The organism is Streptomyces crystallinus (genome assembly GCF_039521265.1).
GTDB lineage: Bacteria > Actinomycetota > Actinomycetes > Streptomycetales > Streptomycetaceae > Streptomyces > Streptomyces crystallinus.
The window spans coordinates 20,137-35,107 of sequence record NZ_BAAACA010000056.1 but is presented as its reverse complement, the minus strand read 5'-3'; the positions used below and the strand labels follow the sequence as shown (position 1 = coordinate 35,107).

General features: G+C 73.0%; 12 protein-coding genes, 3 tRNA genes and 1 pseudogene. 8 read left to right on the top strand and 8 right to left on the bottom strand.

Annotated elements, in window-relative coordinates; all coding sequences use genetic code 11:
* The 5 genes and pseudogenes from ABD236_RS31700 to ABD236_RS31680 all read left to right on the top strand — a co-directional run.
* Window positions 1-897: pseudogene (locus ABD236_RS31700) on the top strand (DNA polymerase III subunit gamma and tau); the annotation flags it as partial.
* 61 nt (window positions 898-958) lie between these two features.
* On the top strand, window positions 959-2,215 hold the full coding sequence (gene purD / locus ABD236_RS31695) for a phosphoribosylamine--glycine ligase (RefSeq protein ID WP_344079921.1): 1,257 nt from the start codon (window positions 959-961) through the stop codon (window positions 2,213-2,215).
* Window positions 2,216-2,488: 273 nt separating this feature from the next.
* On the top strand, window positions 2,489-4,156 hold the full coding sequence (locus ABD236_RS31690; protein ID WP_344079918.1) for a hypothetical protein: 1,668 nt from the start codon (window positions 2,489-2,491) through the stop codon (window positions 4,154-4,156).
* 235 nt (window positions 4,157-4,391) lie between these two features.
* Window positions 4,392-5,855 carry a N,N-dimethylformamidase beta subunit family domain-containing protein gene (locus ABD236_RS31685; protein ID WP_344079915.1) on the top strand — a complete coding sequence of 488 codons (1,464 nt, stop codon included), beginning with the start codon at window positions 4,392-4,394 and terminating at the stop codon, window positions 5,853-5,855.
* A gap of 88 nt (window positions 5,856-5,943) precedes the next feature.
* On the top strand, window positions 5,944-6,855 hold the full coding sequence (locus tag ABD236_RS31680; RefSeq protein WP_344079912.1) for a phosphoribosylaminoimidazolesuccinocarboxamide synthase: 912 nt from the start codon (window positions 5,944-5,946) through the stop codon (window positions 6,853-6,855).
* Between the two features lie 48 nt (window positions 6,856-6,903).
* Here the strand turns inward: ABD236_RS31680 and ABD236_RS31675 are convergent.
* The 8 genes from ABD236_RS31675 to ABD236_RS31640 form a co-directional block, all read right to left on the bottom strand.
* Window positions 6,904-6,976, bottom strand: a tRNA-Gly gene (locus tag ABD236_RS31675).
* A gap of 22 nt (window positions 6,977-6,998) precedes the next feature.
* A complete protein-coding gene (locus ABD236_RS31670) occupies window positions 6,999-7,628 on the bottom strand; it encodes a response regulator (protein WP_344079908.1) in 630 nt (209 codons plus the stop codon).
* On the bottom strand, window positions 7,625-8,794 hold the full coding sequence (locus ABD236_RS31665) for a sensor histidine kinase (protein ID WP_344079905.1): 1,170 nt from the start codon (window positions 8,792-8,794) through the stop codon (window positions 7,625-7,627). The genes ABD236_RS31670 and ABD236_RS31665 overlap by 4 nt, the downstream gene beginning before the upstream one ends.
* Before the next feature lie 87 nt (window positions 8,795-8,881).
* Window positions 8,882-9,700: an ABC transporter permease gene (locus tag ABD236_RS31660; RefSeq protein WP_344079902.1), complete on the bottom strand. Its 819-nt coding sequence runs from the start codon at window positions 9,698-9,700 to the stop codon at window positions 8,882-8,884.
* Window positions 9,697-10,620, bottom strand: a complete 924-nt coding sequence (locus tag ABD236_RS31655; RefSeq protein WP_344079899.1) for an ABC transporter ATP-binding protein — start codon at window positions 10,618-10,620, stop codon at window positions 9,697-9,699. Before ABD236_RS31655 ends, ABD236_RS31660 begins: the two co-directional genes overlap by 4 nt.
* A gap of 127 nt (window positions 10,621-10,747) precedes the next feature.
* Window positions 10,748-10,820 (bottom strand) — tRNA-Gly (locus ABD236_RS31650).
* A 79-nt stretch (window positions 10,821-10,899) separates the two neighbouring features.
* Window positions 10,900-10,971: transfer RNA gene (locus tag ABD236_RS31645), tRNA-Gly, on the bottom strand.
* A 134-nt stretch (window positions 10,972-11,105) separates the two neighbouring features.
* A complete protein-coding gene (locus ABD236_RS31640; RefSeq protein ID WP_344079896.1) occupies window positions 11,106-11,423 on the bottom strand; it encodes a histone-like nucleoid-structuring protein Lsr2 in 318 nt (105 codons plus the stop codon).
* Between the two features lie 331 nt (window positions 11,424-11,754).
* Here ABD236_RS31640 and purS point away from each other — a divergent pair, with 331 nt between their 5' ends.
* From purS to purL, 3 genes are read left to right on the top strand one after another with little or no spacing between them, the layout of a single operon-like run.
* Window positions 11,755-12,006 carry a phosphoribosylformylglycinamidine synthase subunit PurS gene (gene purS / locus ABD236_RS31635; RefSeq protein WP_067162360.1) on the top strand — a complete coding sequence of 84 codons (252 nt, stop codon included), beginning with the start codon at window positions 11,755-11,757 and terminating at the stop codon, window positions 12,004-12,006.
* Window positions 12,003-12,683 (top strand): phosphoribosylformylglycinamidine synthase subunit PurQ, encoded by a 681-nt coding sequence (gene purQ, locus ABD236_RS31630; RefSeq protein WP_344079892.1) that lies wholly within the window; start codon window positions 12,003-12,005, stop codon window positions 12,681-12,683. The genes purS and purQ overlap by 4 nt, the downstream gene beginning before the upstream one ends.
* The gene (gene purL, locus ABD236_RS31625) at window positions 12,683-14,932 is read left to right on the top strand and encodes a phosphoribosylformylglycinamidine synthase subunit PurL (protein ID WP_344079889.1); all 2,250 of its coding nucleotides are present in this window, start codon (window positions 12,683-12,685) and stop codon (window positions 14,930-14,932) included. The genes purQ and purL overlap by 1 nt, the downstream gene beginning before the upstream one ends.
* Window positions 14,933-14,971: the final 39 nt, after the last annotated feature.

Below are 14,971 nucleotides of genomic sequence, written 5' to 3'. Positions count from 1 at the left end.
CCCCCGGCCCCCGAGCCCGCCGCCCCCCAGGCCCCCGCCCCGGGCGCCTGGCCCGGTGCCGCCGCTCCGGGCGGAGGCGGTCAGCGACCCGGTGCCTGGCCGGGCGCCGGTGGGACGACCGGTACCGCGAACGCCGCCCCCGCAGGCGCCCCCTCCGGCGGCGCCGGCGCCTGGCCCTCCGCCGCCCCCGCGCCCGCCCCGGCCGCGCAGCCCCAGACCCCCGCTCCTGGCGCCGCCGCCCCCGCCGCCAACCCCGGCAGTGCCGTCCACGTACGGAACATGTGGCCGGACATCCTGGAGGCCGTGAAGAACAAGCGGCGCTTCACCTGGATCCTGCTGAGCCAGAACGCCCAGGTGGCCGGATTCGACGGCACCACCCTCCAGCTCGGCTTCATCAACGCCGGCGCCCGCGACAACTTCGCCAGCAGCGGCAGCGAGGAAGTGCTGCGCGGGGTGCTCGGCGAGCGCTTCGGGGTGCAGTGGAAGGTCGAGGCGATCATCGACCCGTCCGGCGGCTCCCAGCCCCCGGCCGCGGCGGGCAACTTCGGCGGCGGCCAGCAGGGCGCCCCGGGTGGCCACGGCGGCCACGGCGGCCAGGGCGGCGGCTTCACGGCCCCCGCGGCCCCCTCCCGCCCGCAGCAGTCCCCGGCCCCGTCCCCGGCGGCCCCGGCCGCCCCCGCGCCCGTACGGCAGTCGCCGCAGGCTCCCCCGCCCACGCGGCCCCAGGCCGCGCACCAGGCCCCCGCGCCGATGGCCCAGGAGCCCCCGCCGGTGCGCCCGGAGGACGACGTTCCGGAGGACGACGACCCCGACCTGGTGGACAACGCGCTCTCCGGCCACGACCTCATCGTCCGCGAGCTCGGCGCGACGGTGGTGGAGGAATATACGAACGAGTAGCGGCCCGGGGTTCGGTGACCCGTACGAGGGAGAATCCGCCACGGCGGTTAGGCTGGCTGCCGTGAAGGTCCTTGTCATCGGCGGCGGCGCCCGCGAACACGCCCTGTGCCGTTCCCTGTCCCTCGACCCCGACGTGACGGCGCTGCACTGCGCCCCCGGCAACGCCGGGATCGCGGAGGTCGCCGAGCTCCACCCCGTGGACCAGCTGGACGGCGAGGCGGTCACCCGCCTCGCGGCCTCGCTCCACGCCGACCTGGTCGTCGTCGGACCCGAGGCGCCGCTGGTCGCCGGGGTCGCCGACGCCGTACGGGCCGCGGGCATCCCCTGCTTCGGCCCCTCGGGCGAGGCGGCGCGGCTGGAAGGCTCCAAGGCCTTCGCCAAGGACGTGATGGCGGCGGCGAACGTGCCCACCGCCCGGTCCTACGTCTGCACCACCCCGGCCGAGATCGACGAGGCGCTGGACGCGTTCGGCGCCCCGTACGTGGTCAAGGACGACGGCCTCGCGGCCGGCAAGGGCGTCGTCGTCACCGAGGACGTCGAGGCGGCCCGCGCGCACGCGCTCGCCTGCGACCGGGTCGTCATCGAGGAGTTCCTCGACGGCCCCGAGGTCTCGCTCTTCGCGATCACCGACGGCGTGACCGTGCTGCCGCTCCAGCCCGCGCAGGACTTCAAGCGCGCGCTCGACGGCGACGAGGGCCCCAACACCGGTGGCATGGGCGCGTACTCGCCGCTGCCGTGGGCCGACCCCAAGCTCGTCGACGAGGTCATGGCGAGCGTGCTCCAGCCGACGGTCGACGAACTGCGCCGCCGGGGCACGCCGTTCTCCGGTCTGCTGTACGCGGGCCTCGCGATCACCTCGCGCGGAGTGCGGGTCATCGAGTTCAACGCCCGCTTCGGCGACCCCGAGACGCAGGTCGTGCTCGCCCGGCTGAAGACGCCGCTGGCGGGTGTGCTGCTGCACTCGGCCAACGGGACGCTGGACGCCCAGCCGCCGCTGAGCTGGCGCGACGAGGCGGCCGTCACGGTCGTCGTGGCGTCGCACAACTACCCCGGTACGCCCCGGACGGGCGACCCGATCGAGGGCCTGGACCAGGTCGCGGAGCTGGACGCGCCGCACGCGTACGTCCTGCACGCGGGGACCCGGCGCGAGGGCGGCGCGGTCCTCAGCGCGGGCGGACGGGTGCTTTCGGTCACCGCGACCGGGGCGGACTTGGCGCAGGCCCGCGAGCGGGCGTACGCGGCGGTCGGGCGTATCCGGCTGGACGGGTCGCAGCACCGTACGGACATCGCGCTGCGGGCGGCCGACGCCCAGGCGTGAGGCCTGAATCCCGGTGGCCCTGGTCCGGGGCGCGGCCCTTATCGGGGGCCGCGCCCCGGACCTTTTCGTCTGCGGATCGCGCCGCGAACCCCACCCCAAAGCCATTCCATCGAGTGACGGGTGGGCCATCCGGATGACGGGTGGCGGGGGTCCAACTAGGGTGCGGCGGGAGCGGTCCGGCACTTGGGTCACCGGCATTGCGATGTCAGTGGGGGGTGCCACAGTGGGGGAGTGAGCAACGCCGACGCAGGGCAGAGGGGGTGACGTCCGGCCGTGTCCGGTTCCGGGATGGGTGGTGAGGCGGGCGCGCGGTCCGCGCGCTCGCGAGCGCTGGCCGTGCTGCGGGTGCGCAGCAGGGCGCTGGCCGTCGCGCTGCTGCCGGCCGCCGTCGCCGTCGTGCTGCTCGTCGCGGACGTGCAGGGCCGGATCGACGGCCGCGGCTGGGACACGGCCCGCTGGGCGGTGACCGGTGCGGCGGCCGTGGTGCTGCTGGCCGCCGCCGCGGTCACGGCCGTGATCGTCCGGGCCAGACCCGCCCTCTCCCCCACGGTCGAGCTGGCCGAGTCCTCGGCGCCGGATCTGTACCGGCTGGTGAGGGACCTGGCCGACCGCCTCGACGTGCCCGCCCCGTCGGCCATAGCGCTCACTCCCGACTGCGACAGCTGGCTGGAGGACCGCACCCATCCGGCCCACTCCGTACGGGGCGCCGGCCCCGGCACCCGGATGCTGAGCGCGCTGCGGGGCATACCGGGCGCGCGGCGCCGCACCGACGCCGCGCCGGTCCTGGTGATCGGGTCGCCCTTCCTGTGGTGGATGCGGGTCGGCGAGCTGCGGGCCATCCTGGCGCCCGTGGTGGCCGGCACCGGGCCGTCCGCCCAGCCCGACATAGCCTCCGCCCGCCGTTTCGTCCGGGGGCTGGACGCGGCGGTCGCCGTGACCAGCGGCCCGGCCGCGCGCCCGGGGGCCCGGCTGGTGCTCTGCTTCGTCGGGCCGGTCGCCCGGCTGCTGCTGCGCGGCTGCCGTGCGCATGCGGCCGAGATGGAGCGGGGGGTCGCGGCCGCGGCCTCCGAGCGGGCCCAGACCGTGGACTACGGCCTGCGGATCGTCGCCCAGGAGCAGGTCGGGCTCGCCTACGCGGGCTGGGACCGGCTGCTCACCCGGGTGGCGGTGCCGGCCTGGCGGATGGGCCGGTGGCCGTCCCGGCTGGACGCCGGGGTGGTCTCGGCGCTGACCGAGCTGTCCCGGCGGGACCGGCTGGCCGAGGGGTTCGCCTCCCGGCTCGGGGAGCGGCCCGCGTGCGACCTCCTGGAGGAGCCGGGGGCGGCCGACGAGGCGGCCTCGCTGCTCGCCGCCCGGCTGTTCCACGGCGGTCCGGCCCGGCCCGGGCCCGACTGGTCGCCGGTGGAGTGGCAGCACTACCCGGAGGAAGTCGTCGACCGGAAGTGGCGTGCGGAGGCGGCCCGGCTGCACCGGGTGCTCGACGGGATGGACACGGTGCCGGGAGCGGAGCCCGCCGCGCCCGCCGCCCCGACGCTGGCGCGGGTGCTGGAGCACCTCACCGGCGCGGGGCGGGACGGGGTAGCGCTGGCCGCGGGGATCGAGGCGGAGGTGGCGGTCGAGGAGGCCGCGGGCCCGCCGCTGCCCTCGGCCGACCTCTGGGGCGACTCGGTCCCGCTCTTCCCGCTCCAGCCGCCGCGTACGGGACGGGACCTGCTGGCCGACCACGTCACGGCGATGGTGTGCTGCGCGGCGGTCGACACGGCGGGGGCGGCGCCGGGGCTGGACTGGCTGGACGGGCCCGCGCTGCTGGTGGACGGCGAGCGGAAGTCGGACCTGGCGTCGCGGGTGCTGGCGCTGCTGGAGGAGGGGGACGCGGAGCCGCTGCGGCGGTGGTTGGTGGGGGTGGGAGTGCGGCCGGAGAAGCCGGTTCGGCTCGTCTGACCCGGAGGCTGCGCCCCCGGTCCCCGCGCGGGGCCGTGCCCCCGTACCCCGTTCGTCCGCGGCTCGGTGGCGGGCTGGTCGCGCAGTTCCCCGCGCCCCCGGTGAACCAGAAACGGAGGTGTGGGTTCCGTATTACGTCAATTCGCGACGAACAGTGACGGAGTGCGTGCGTTATGTGATGTGCTGGAGACCGGCCGCTGACCGGCAGCGGTGGGGGAGTGAGGAGGGGAGTGGCATGGGGGCGGAGCAGATCCGGCGGTGGGAGTCGGGGGCGCTCGCGCACGCCGTCTCGGATCCCTTCGGGCAGGGGCCGTTGCCCTGGCTGCGCGGCGGGGAGCACTACTTCGACGACACCGGGCACGTGGTGCCCTGGTACGTGGAGCCCGCCCGGCCCGGCGTCGGCAGTGCCTCCGGGCCCCGGACGGCCGACGACGTACGGAAGCAGATCAAGGGGTTCGCCTCCACCGGAGCCGTCGCGCCCGGTGAGGCGATCGACTTCCACATCACCGTCGACCCGCCCCAGCAGTTCTCGGTCGACATCTACCGGATCGGGCACTACGGGGGGGACGGCGCCGCCCACATGGCCACCAGCCCCCGGCTCGCCGGGATCGTGCAGCCCGCGCCGCTCGCCGCCAACCGCACGGTCTCCTGCCACCACTGGTGGCTCTCCTGGCGGTACCAGGTCCCGTCGTACGCCTCGATCGGCGCGTATGTGGCGGTGCTCACCACCGTCGACGGGTACCGGTCGCACATCCCGTTCACCGTGCGCGACAGCCATCCGGCCGATCTGCTGCTGCTGCTCCCGGACATCACCTGGCAGGCCTACAACCTCTTCCCGGAGGACGGCCGCACCGGCGCCTCGCTCTACCACGCGTGGGACGAGGAGGGGCGCCTCCTCGGCGAGGAGGACGCGGCCATCACGGTCTCCTTCGACCGGCCGTACGCGGGCGCCGGCCTGCCGCTGCACGTGGGGCACGCGTACGACTTCATCCGCTGGGCCGAGCGGTACGGATACGACCTGGCGTACGCCGACACCCGCGATCTGCACGCCGGGCGCGTGGATCCGACCCGCTACCGGGGCCTGGTCTTCCCCGGCCACGACGAGTACTGGTCGGCCCCCATGCGCCGCACGGTCGAGCTCGCCCGGGAGTCCGGGACCTCGCTGGTGTTCCTCTCCGCCAACACGCTGTACTGGCAGGTCGATCTGGCCCCCTCGCCCTCCGGCGTGCCCGACCGGCTGCTGACCTGCCGCAAGCGGCGCGGACCGGGGCGCCCGGCGCTGTGGCGCGAAGTGGCCCGGCCCGAGCAGCAGTTGCTCGGGATCCAGTACGCGGGGCGGGTGCCCGAGCCCTCGCCGCTGGTCGTGCGGAACGCCAAGCACTGGCTCTGGGAGGCCACCGGCGCGGGCGAGGGCGACGAGATCGACGGGCTGGTGGCGGGCGAGGCCGACCGCTACTTCCCGCGCACCGCGCTGCCCGAGCACCAGGACCGCATCCTGCTCGCCCACTCTCCGTACCGCGACAGCGAGGGCGCGACCCGGCACCAGGAGACCTCGCTCTACCGGGCCCCCTCCGGCGCGCTGGTCTTCGCCTCCGGCACCTTCGCCTGGTCCCCGGCGCTCGACCGCCCCGGCCACACCGACCCCCGCGTCCAGCGCGCCACGGCCAACCTTCTGGACCGGATCTGCAAACGCGACTAGCCGGCACGGCAGCGGGCCCCCGTCACGGGGTACCCGGCACATGCGAGAGAATCGGAAGCGCTCCTGGATCAATCTACGCGGAGGAACCGTGTCCGGATTTGTAGAAAAGCCCGAGCCGATTCAGGTCCCGGGCCTGACCCACCTCCACACGGGCAAGGTGCGCGACCTCTACCAGAACGAGGACGGCGACCTGGTGATGGTCGCCAGCGACCGGATGTCCGCGTACGACTGGGTGCTGCCGACCGAGATCCCCGACAAGGGCCGGGTGCTCACCCAGCTCTCGCTGTGGTGGTTCGACCGGCTCTCCGACCTCGTCCCGCACCACGTGCTCTCCACCGACCTGCCCGAGGGTGCCCCCGCCGACTGGGCCGGGCGCACCCTGGTCTGCAAGTCGCTGCGGATGGTCCCGGTCGAGTGCGTGGCGCGCGGCTATCTCACCGGCTCCGGGCTCGTCGAGTACAACGAGTCCCGCACGGTCTGCGGGCTCGCGCTGCCCGAGGGGCTGAGCAATGGCTCCGAGCTGCCCGCGCCGATCTTCACGCCCGCCACCAAGGCCGCCGTCGGCGACCACGACGAGAACGTCAGTTACGAGGAGGTCGCCCGCCAGGTCGGCGCGGAGACCGCCGCGCTGCTGCGCCAGACGACCCTCGCCGTCTACGGCCGCGCCCGTGACATCGCCCGCGAGCGGGGGATCGTGCTGGCGGACACCAAGTTCGAGTTCGGCTTCGAGACCGTCGACGGCGAGGAGCGCCTCGTGCTGGCCGACGAGGTGCTCACGCCCGACTCCTCGCGCTTCTGGCCCGCCGAGACCTGGGAGCCGGGCCGCGCCCAGCCGTCGTACGACAAGCAGTACGTGCGCGACTGGCTGACCTCCGCCGCCTCCGGCTGGGACCGTGACGGCGAGCAGCCGCCGCCCCCGCTGCCGCAGGACGTCGTGGAGGCCACCCGAGCCAAGTACCTGGAGGCGTACGAGCAGCTGACCGGCACCAGCTGGAGCTGAGGAACGAAGAAGCCCCCGGTCGGAGATCCGACCGGGGGCTTCACACTGAGCGGACGACGAGATTCGAACTCGCGACCCTCACCTTGGCAAGGTGATGCTCTACCAACTGAGCCACGTCCGCATGCGCCGTAGCGCGCAGCTAACTATACCCAACCGCGGCGGCGGGCGAGACGCACCGCCGTATGACGGTTCTCGGCACCGAGCTTCGAGGCGGCCGAGGAGAGGTAGTTCCGGACGGTTCCCTGGGAGAGCCCGGCTCGCTCGGCGATCTCCGCGACCGGTGCCCCGTCGGCCGCGAGCTCCAGGACCTCGGCCTCGCGGGCGGTCAGCGGGGAGTCCCCGGCGGAGATGGCGTCGGCCGCCAACTCCGGGTCCACATAGCGGTTTCCCGCGTGTACGGACCTGATGATCTCGGCGAGCCGCTGGGCGCTCACCGTCTTCGGTACGAAGCCGCGCACCCCGGCCGCGAGCGCCCGCTTGAGGTGGCCGGGCCGCCCGTGGCTCGTCACGATCATGGTGCGGCAGCCGGGCAGTTCGGCCCGCAGGGATGTGGCGACACTCACACCGTCCGCGCCCGGCATCTGAAGGTCCAGGACGGCCACATCGGGCCGGTGCGCCCGCGCCATCGCCAGCGCCTCGGGTCCCGACGCGGCCTCCGCGACCACGGTCAGATCGTCCTCGAGGCCCAGCAGGGCGGCGAGGGCGCCCCGGATCAGATGCTCGTCGTCGGCGAGCAGGACGCGTACGGGCGCCGGTCGGGCGGGCGTCGTCATGCCGGCACCTCCTCGGCCAGGCGCAGCGGCACGGTCGCGGTCAGCACGAAGCGCTCGCCGGTGCGGGCCGCCTCCAGGGTGCCGCCCATCGGGGCGAGCCGTTCGCGCAGCCCGGCCAGGCCCGAGCCGGGGGCGGTGGGGGCGAGCGCGGGGACGCCGTCGTTCTCCACGACCAGGGTGACGGCCGGGCCTTCGGCCGTGAGCCGGATCGCGCACCCGCGGGCGTTGCCGTGCCGCAGCACATTGGTGGTGGCCTCGCGCACCACCCAGCCCAGCGCCGACTGCACCACGGCGGGCAGCCCGGCGGCGGCCCCGGCGACCGTGCAGTCGATCCCGGCGGCCTCCAGCACGCCCCGGGCGCCGTCGAGTTCGACGCCCAGGTCCGCCTCGCGGTATCCGCGCACCACTTCCCGTACCTCTCGTTGCGACTCCCGCGCGATGCGCTGGACCTCGATCATCTGGGCCACCGCCTCCGGCCGCCCGCGCTCGGCCAGCTGTACGGCGAGCTCGCTCTTGAGGGCGATCACCGCGAGGTTGCGGCCCAGTACGTCGTGCATGTCCCGCCCGAAGCGCAGCCGTTCCTCGGCGACGGCGAGCCGCGCCTGCACGTCCCTGGCCTCCTCGGCCTGCCACATGTTGCGCAGCCCCCAGGCCCCGGGCCGGACCGTGACCAGCATCAGGGCGCCGGTGATCATCAGCGTCGGCAGCGGCGCGACCAGCTCCATGCCGCGCACCCCGGCGGCCGCGAAGAGGGCGGCGACCAGGGCCGCGTAGCCGAGGCAGTGCAGCAGGAAGGCGCGGACCGGGACCAGCAGGGCGTACGGGATCATCAGCGCGATCGGCAGGTCGGTGAGGAGCAGCGGGAACACCCCGCTCGGGTCCGTGGCCGTGACCGCGGCGAGCAGCGCGGTGCCGACGGCGAGCAGGACGGCCGGGGCCACCAGGAGGCGGCGGGGGAAGGAGCCGTGCCCGAGGTACTCGTCGTAGGCCGGGTCGATCCGGCGGGTGCCCACCGCGCACTGGGCGACGTTCACCACCAGCAGCGCCACGGCGAGGGCGGTGCTCGGCGCGCTGCGCGGGCCGGCCGCGAGCAGCGGCAGGGCGCCCCAGGTGACCAGGAAGAACCAGAGCATCGTCTTCATGGTGTTGCGCGTGTACAGGTCCATCTTCTGGATCCTGCTGCGCTCCTGCCAGCGCCTTCGCCAGCCGCCGATGCGGCGTATCCGCCCGAGCACCCCGTCCGTCCCCCCGTGTCAGCGTCGCGGTTCCCAGCGGAACCGCCTGCGTACAGCAAACACGCCGAGCAGCGTCCAGGCCACCGCCGTGGCGAGCCGGCCGAGCACCTCGCCGGAGTCCAGCGCGCCGGTCCAGCCGCCCCTGATCAGGGTGATCGCCGGGGAGAGCGGCAGCAGTTCGCAGACCGAGGCCATCGCGTCGGGCATGAGGTCCTGCGGCACGGTCATCCCGGAGCCCACCATCGACACCAGCAGCATCGGCATCACCGAGATCTGCGCCGCCTCGGCGGAGCGGGTGAAGGCCGCGGTGGCCGCCGCCAGCACACCCATCAGCAGGGCGCCGAGCAGCAGCCCGGCCACCGCGAGCCACACCGCGCGGGGCGCGGCGACGTCCATCACCACCGTGCAGCCGGCCGCAAGCAGCACGCACTGCACCAGCGCCAGCAGGACCGCCGGGAGCGAGGCCCCGGCCAGGATCTCCAGGTCGCGCAGCTCGCCGGTGCGCAGCCGCTTCAGGACGAGCTCCTCACGGCGTACGACGAAGACCCCGGTCAGCGCCGAGTAGACGGCGAAGAGCAGGACATAGCCGAGCGAGCCGGGCAGCAGGACCGTGCCGACGGTCAGCCCGCTCTCCTTCAGGTCCATGCCGTCCACGGCCGTGCTCATGGAGAAGGTGAGCATCGCGGGCAGTACGAGGGCGGTGAACATCGCCGACTTGTTGCGGCCGAGGAGGGTGAGTTCGGCGCGTGCGAGCGCCTTCATCCGGGAGGCGGGGGTGCTCACCGGGGGCGCGCCGGTGCGCGGCCGCGCCAGTTCCGTGGTGCTCGCCGTGCTCATGGGGTGGACTCCTGTTCCCGGGCGATGTGCAGGAAGGCCTCTTCCAGGGAGGCCGCGCGGACGTCGAGGCCGCGCAGCTCGACGCGGCTGTCCCGGGCCCACAGCAACAGCTCGGTGGCGGCGTGCTGGAGCGCGCTCGTCTTCAGCCGTACCGTCCGGCCCTCGGTCTCGTGACTGCTGACGCCGAGCCGGTCCAGCGGCGGCAGGTCGCCCAGGTGGTAGCCGTCGGGCAGCTCGAAGGAGAGGTGCGAGGGCTGGGCGGCGACCACCTCGTCGACCCGCCCGGCGGCGGCGATGCGCCCTTCGTGCAGGATCGCGAGCCGCTCGGCCAGCGCCTCGGCCTCCTCCAGGTAGTGGGTGGTCAGCAGCACGGTGGTGCCCCCGTCGCGCAGTTCGCGCACCAGCTCCCAGGTGGTGTGGCGGCCCTCGGCGTCCAGCCCGGTGGTCGGCTCGTCCAGGAAGAGCACCTCGGGGCGGGCGAGCAGCGCGAGGGCCAGGTCCAGCCGCCGCTTCTCGCCGCCGGACAGCTGCTTGACGCGGACGCCGGCGCGCCGGGCGAGCCCGACGAGCTCCAGCGCCTCGCCCACCGGCCGGGCGCCGGTGGTGCAGCCCGCCCACATCCGTACGGTCTCGGCGACCGTCAGCTCGGAGGGGAAGCCGCCCTCCTGGAGCATCACCCCGGTACGGGGGCGCACGGCGGCGCGTTCGCTGTACGGGTCGTGGCCGAGCACCCGCACCGATCCGGCGCTCGGCGGGGCGAGGCCTTCGAGCAGCTCGACGGTGGACGTCTTGCCCGCGCCGTTGGTGCCCAGCAGCGCGAAGAGTTCACCGCGCGCCACGGAGAAGGAGATTCCACGTACGGCCTCGAAGCCCCCGGCGTAGGTGCGCCGCAGCTCCTCGACCTCGATCACGTCTGGCATGGATCCAGCGTTCCGCGCCGGCCGGGCCGGGGGCAGTGCGCGGTGTCACCGGCACAGATGACAAATGTCAGCGGGGCCCGGGACACGAAGAAGCCCCCGGTCTGACGACCGGGGGCTTCTCTCACTGAGCGGACGACGAGATTCGAACTCGCGACCCTCACCTTGGCAAGGTGATGCTCTACCAACTGAGCCACGTCCGCATTGCTGCCGCTCGGCTCTCACCTGCGGTTGCGAACACCACTGTACCTGATCCACCGGAGTGGTCGGTAAATGATGCAGAGCGGGTGACAGGAATTGCACACTGCGCCTTCCCCCTGGAAGGGGGATGTTCTGCTACTGAACTACACCCGCACGCTCCGGTGGACCGGGCCTTTCGACCTTGCCCCTCGGCGTGCTCCAGACTCTAGCCGATCACCCGGGGGGCAATGCAACTCGGTTGCCGGGGCCCGCAGTCCGGGCCCCGGCCCCGCTCGCCGTCCGGCGGGTCAGTCCGCCGCGCCGAACGCCTCGTAGACCTTCTTGGGGATGCGTCCCCGGGTCGGCACCTCCATGTTGTGCGACCGGGCCCAGGCGCGGACCGCCGCCGGGTCGGGGGCGACGCTGGTGTGCCGGAAGGCCTTGCCGGACCGGGACTGCTTGCGGCCGGCCTTCACGTAGGGCGCCAGAGCCTTACGCAGTTTCTTCGCATTGACGAGATTGAGATCGATCTCGTAGGCCTTCCCGTCCAGGCCGAACGTGACCGTTTCCGCCGCTTCTCCGCCGTCCAGGTCGTCGGAGAGTGTGACCACTACGCGCTGAGCCACGGATATCGGTTCCTTCCTTTGGTCCGCCGTTCCCACGTGTCTGACGTGCGGCGATCCCGGCCTTCCGGCTGTTTTGGAGCCATGCTGTTTCTCTCGGGTTTCGCCCGAGAAGCCTTTGTACAGCGGCAGGCATTGCATTGTGAAGCCCAGCCAATTGCATCCGCGTGTCCGATCGCAATGTGCGTGGACGGTTTTTCCCGGGATTTTTCCCACGCGTTGTCGCGGCCGAAACCGGAACGTGATCGGGGGCCTTCCATATCTACTCGCGTAGATTTTCCGGCCGGGTACTCTGAGGGAACCGCCTTCGCACCACACCACCACGGGAGTGCCAGTGGCACGCGTCGTAGTCGACGTCATGCTCAAGCCGGAGATCCTCGACCCGCAGGGACAGGCGGTGCAGCGCGCACTGCCCCGTCTCGGCTTCGAGGGGATCGCGGACGTCCGCCAGGGGAAGCGTTTCGAGCTCGATGTGGAAGGGCCCCTCGACGAGGCCGCCCTCGCCCGCATCCACGAGATGGCCGAAACGTTCCTCGCCAACACCGTCATCGAGGACTTCACCGTGAAGGTCGAGGAGTCCAAGTGACTGCCCGCATCGGTGTCGTCACCTTCCCCGGGACGCTCGACGACCGCGACAGCCTGCGGGCCGTGCGGATCGCGGGTGCCGAGCCGGTGTCGCTGTGGCACCGCGACAAGGACCTCAAGCAGGTCGACGCGGTCGTCCTGGCCGGCGGCTTCTCCTACGGCGACTACCTGCGGGCCGGAGCCATCTCCCGCTTCTCGCCGGTGATGGAGACCGTCATCGAGCAGGCGAAGGCCGGTATGCCGGTCCTCGGCATCTGCAACGGCTTCCAGGTCCTCACCGAGTCGCACCTGCTGCCGGGCGCCATGCTCCGCAACAACCACCTGCACTTCATCTGCCGCGAGCAGAAGCTGCGGGTGGAGAACGCGGAGACCGCCTGGACCGCCGACTACGAGGCGGGCCAGGAGATCCAGGTCCCGCTCAAGAACATGGACGGCCGGTACGTCGCCGACGAGCGCACGCTCGACGAGCTGGAGGCCGAGGGCCGCGTGGCCTTCCGCTACCTGGACATGAACCCGAACGGCTCGCTCCGCGACATCGCGGGCATCACCAACGCCGCCGGGAACATCGTCGGCCTGATGCCGCACCCCGAGCACGCCGTGGAGCCGCTGATCGGCACCGGCGGCACCGACGGCCTCGGTTTCTTCACCTCGATCCTCAAGAAGCTGGTCAACGCCTGATGAGCCTCGACACCGTCAAGCACGCCACCGGGACGCCCGACGTCGAGCAGCCGTGGAAGGAGCTCGGCCTCAAGGAGGACGAGTACGCCCGGATCCGCGAGATCCTGGGCCGCCGCCCCACCGGCGCCGAGCTCGCCATGTACTCCGTGATGTGGTCCGAGCACTGCTCGTACAAGAGCAGCAAGGTGCATCTGCGCCAGTTCGGCGAGAAGGTCCCCGAGAACGACGCGATGCTCGTGGGCATCGGCGAGAACGCGGGCGTCGTCGACGTCGGCCAGGGCTACGCCGTCACCTTCAAGGTGGAGTCCCACAACCACCCCTCGTACATCGAGCCCTACCAGGGCGCGGCCACCGGTGTCGGCGGCATCGTCCGCGACATCCTGGCGATGGGCGCCCGCCCGGTCGCGGTCGTCGACCCGCTGCGCTTCGGCGCGGCCGAGCACCCCGACACCAAGCGCGTCCTGCCGGGCGTGGTCGCGGGCATCGGCGGCTACGGCAACTGCCTCGGCCTGCCGAACATCGGCGGCGAGGTCGTCTTCGACGAGTGCTACCAGGGCAACCCGCTGGTCAACGCCGGCTGCATCGGCGTGATGAAGCACGAGGACATCCACCTCGCGAAGGCGTCCGGCCCGGGCAACAAGGTGATCCTGTACGGCGCCCGCACGGGCGGCGACGGCATCGGCGGTGTCTCGGTCCTGGCCTCGGAGACCTTCGAGTCGACCGGCCCGGCCAAGCGCCCCGCCGTCCAGGTCGGTGACCCGTTCCAGGAGAAGCTCCTCATCGAGTGCACCCTGGAGATCTTCAAGGAGAAGCTGGTCGCGGGCATCCAGGACCTCGGCGGCGCGGGCCTGTCCTGCGCCACCTCGGAGCTGGCCTCGGCGGGCTCGGGCGGTATGCGGGTGGACCTGGAGACGGTCCCGCTGCGCGACGCCACGCTCTCTCCCGAAGAGATCCTGATGAGCGAGTCCCAGGAGCGCATGTGCGCGGTCGTGGAGCCGCAGCACGTCGGGCGCTTCATGGAGATCTGCGAGAAGTGGGACGTCATCGCCACGGTCATCGGTGAGGTGACGGACGGCGAGCGGCTGGAGATCTTCTGGCACGGCGAGCAGATCGTGGACGTACCGCCGCGCACCGTCGCCCACGAGGGCCCGGTGTACGAGCGTCCGTACGCGCGCCCCTCCTGGCAGGACGCGCTCCAGGCGGACGACGCGGGCAAGCTGCCGCGCCCGTCCACCGGCGAGGAGCTGCGCGCCCAGGTCCTGCGGCTCGTCTCCTCCCCCAACCAGGCCTCCAAGTCCTGGATCACGGACCAGTACGACCGTTTCGTGCAGGGCAACACGGTGCTGGCGCAGCCCGAGGACGCGGGCATGGTCCGTATCGACGAGGAGTCGAACCTCGGCGTCGCGATGGCGACGGACGGCAACGGCCGGTACGCGAAGCTCGACCCGTACACGGGTGCGCAGCTGGCGCTGGCGGAGGCGTACCGGAACGTGGCGGCGTCGGGCGCCAAGCCGCTCGCGATCTCCGACTGCCTCAACTTCGGCTCCCCCGAGGACCCGGACGTGATGTGGCAGTTCGCGGAGGCCACGCGGGGGCTGGCGGACGGGTGCCTCCAGCTCGGTACGCCGGTGACGGGCGGCAACGTCTCCCTCTACAACCAGACGGGCGACACCGCCATCCACCCGACGCCGGTGGTCGCGGTCCTGGGCGTCATCGACGACGTCACGCGCCGTACGCCGATCGCCTTCGCGGAGCAGGGGCAGCTGCTGTACCTGCTCGGCGACACGCGTGAGGAGTTCGGTGGCTCGGCGTGGTCCCAGGTCATCCACGACCACCTGGGCGGGCTGCCGCCGAAGGTGGACCTGGACCGGGAGAAGCTGCTCGGCGAGATCCTGATCTCGGCCTCGCGCGACGGCATGATCGACGCGGCGCACGACCTGTCCGACGGTGGCCTGGTCCAGGCCGTGGTCGAGTCCTGCCTGCGCGGCGGGAACGGCGCGCGGCTGGTCGTCCCGGACGGTCTGTCCCCCTTCACGTTCCTGTTCAGCGAGTCCGCCGGGCGGGCGGTCGTCGCGGTCCCGCGCAGCGAGGAGCTGCGCTTCACGGACATGTGCGGGGCGCGGGGGCTGCCGGCGGTGCGGGTCGGTGTGGTGGACGGCTCGTCCGTGGAGCTCCAGGGCGAGTTCGAGCTGCCGCTGGCGGAGCTGCGGGTGGCGCACGAGGCCACGATTCCGGGTCTGCTGGCGTAGTACCTGGCGGTGTCTCGGCCCCCACCCCACCCCTCCCCG

Coding starts and splice junctions, on each gene's coding strand:
- ABD236_RS31685 (WP_344079915.1), top strand. CDS start 4,392: ATGGGGGCGGAGCAGATCCGGCGGTGGGAGTCGGGGGCGCTCGCGCAC.
- ABD236_RS31670 (WP_344079908.1), bottom strand. CDS start 7,628: ATGACGACGCCCGCCCGACCGGCGCCCGTACGCGTCCTGCTCGCCGAC.
- ABD236_RS31665 (WP_344079905.1), bottom strand. CDS start 8,794: ATGGACCTGTACACGCGCAACACCATGAAGACGATGCTCTGGTTCTTC.
- ABD236_RS31660 (WP_344079902.1), bottom strand. CDS start 9,700: ATGAGCACGGCGAGCACCACGGAACTGGCGCGGCCGCGCACCGGCGCG.
- ABD236_RS31655 (WP_344079899.1), bottom strand. CDS start 10,620: ATGCCAGACGTGATCGAGGTCGAGGAGCTGCGGCGCACCTACGCCGGG.
- purL (WP_344079889.1), top strand. CDS start 12,683: ATGAGCCTCGACACCGTCAAGCACGCCACCGGGACGCCCGACGTCGAG.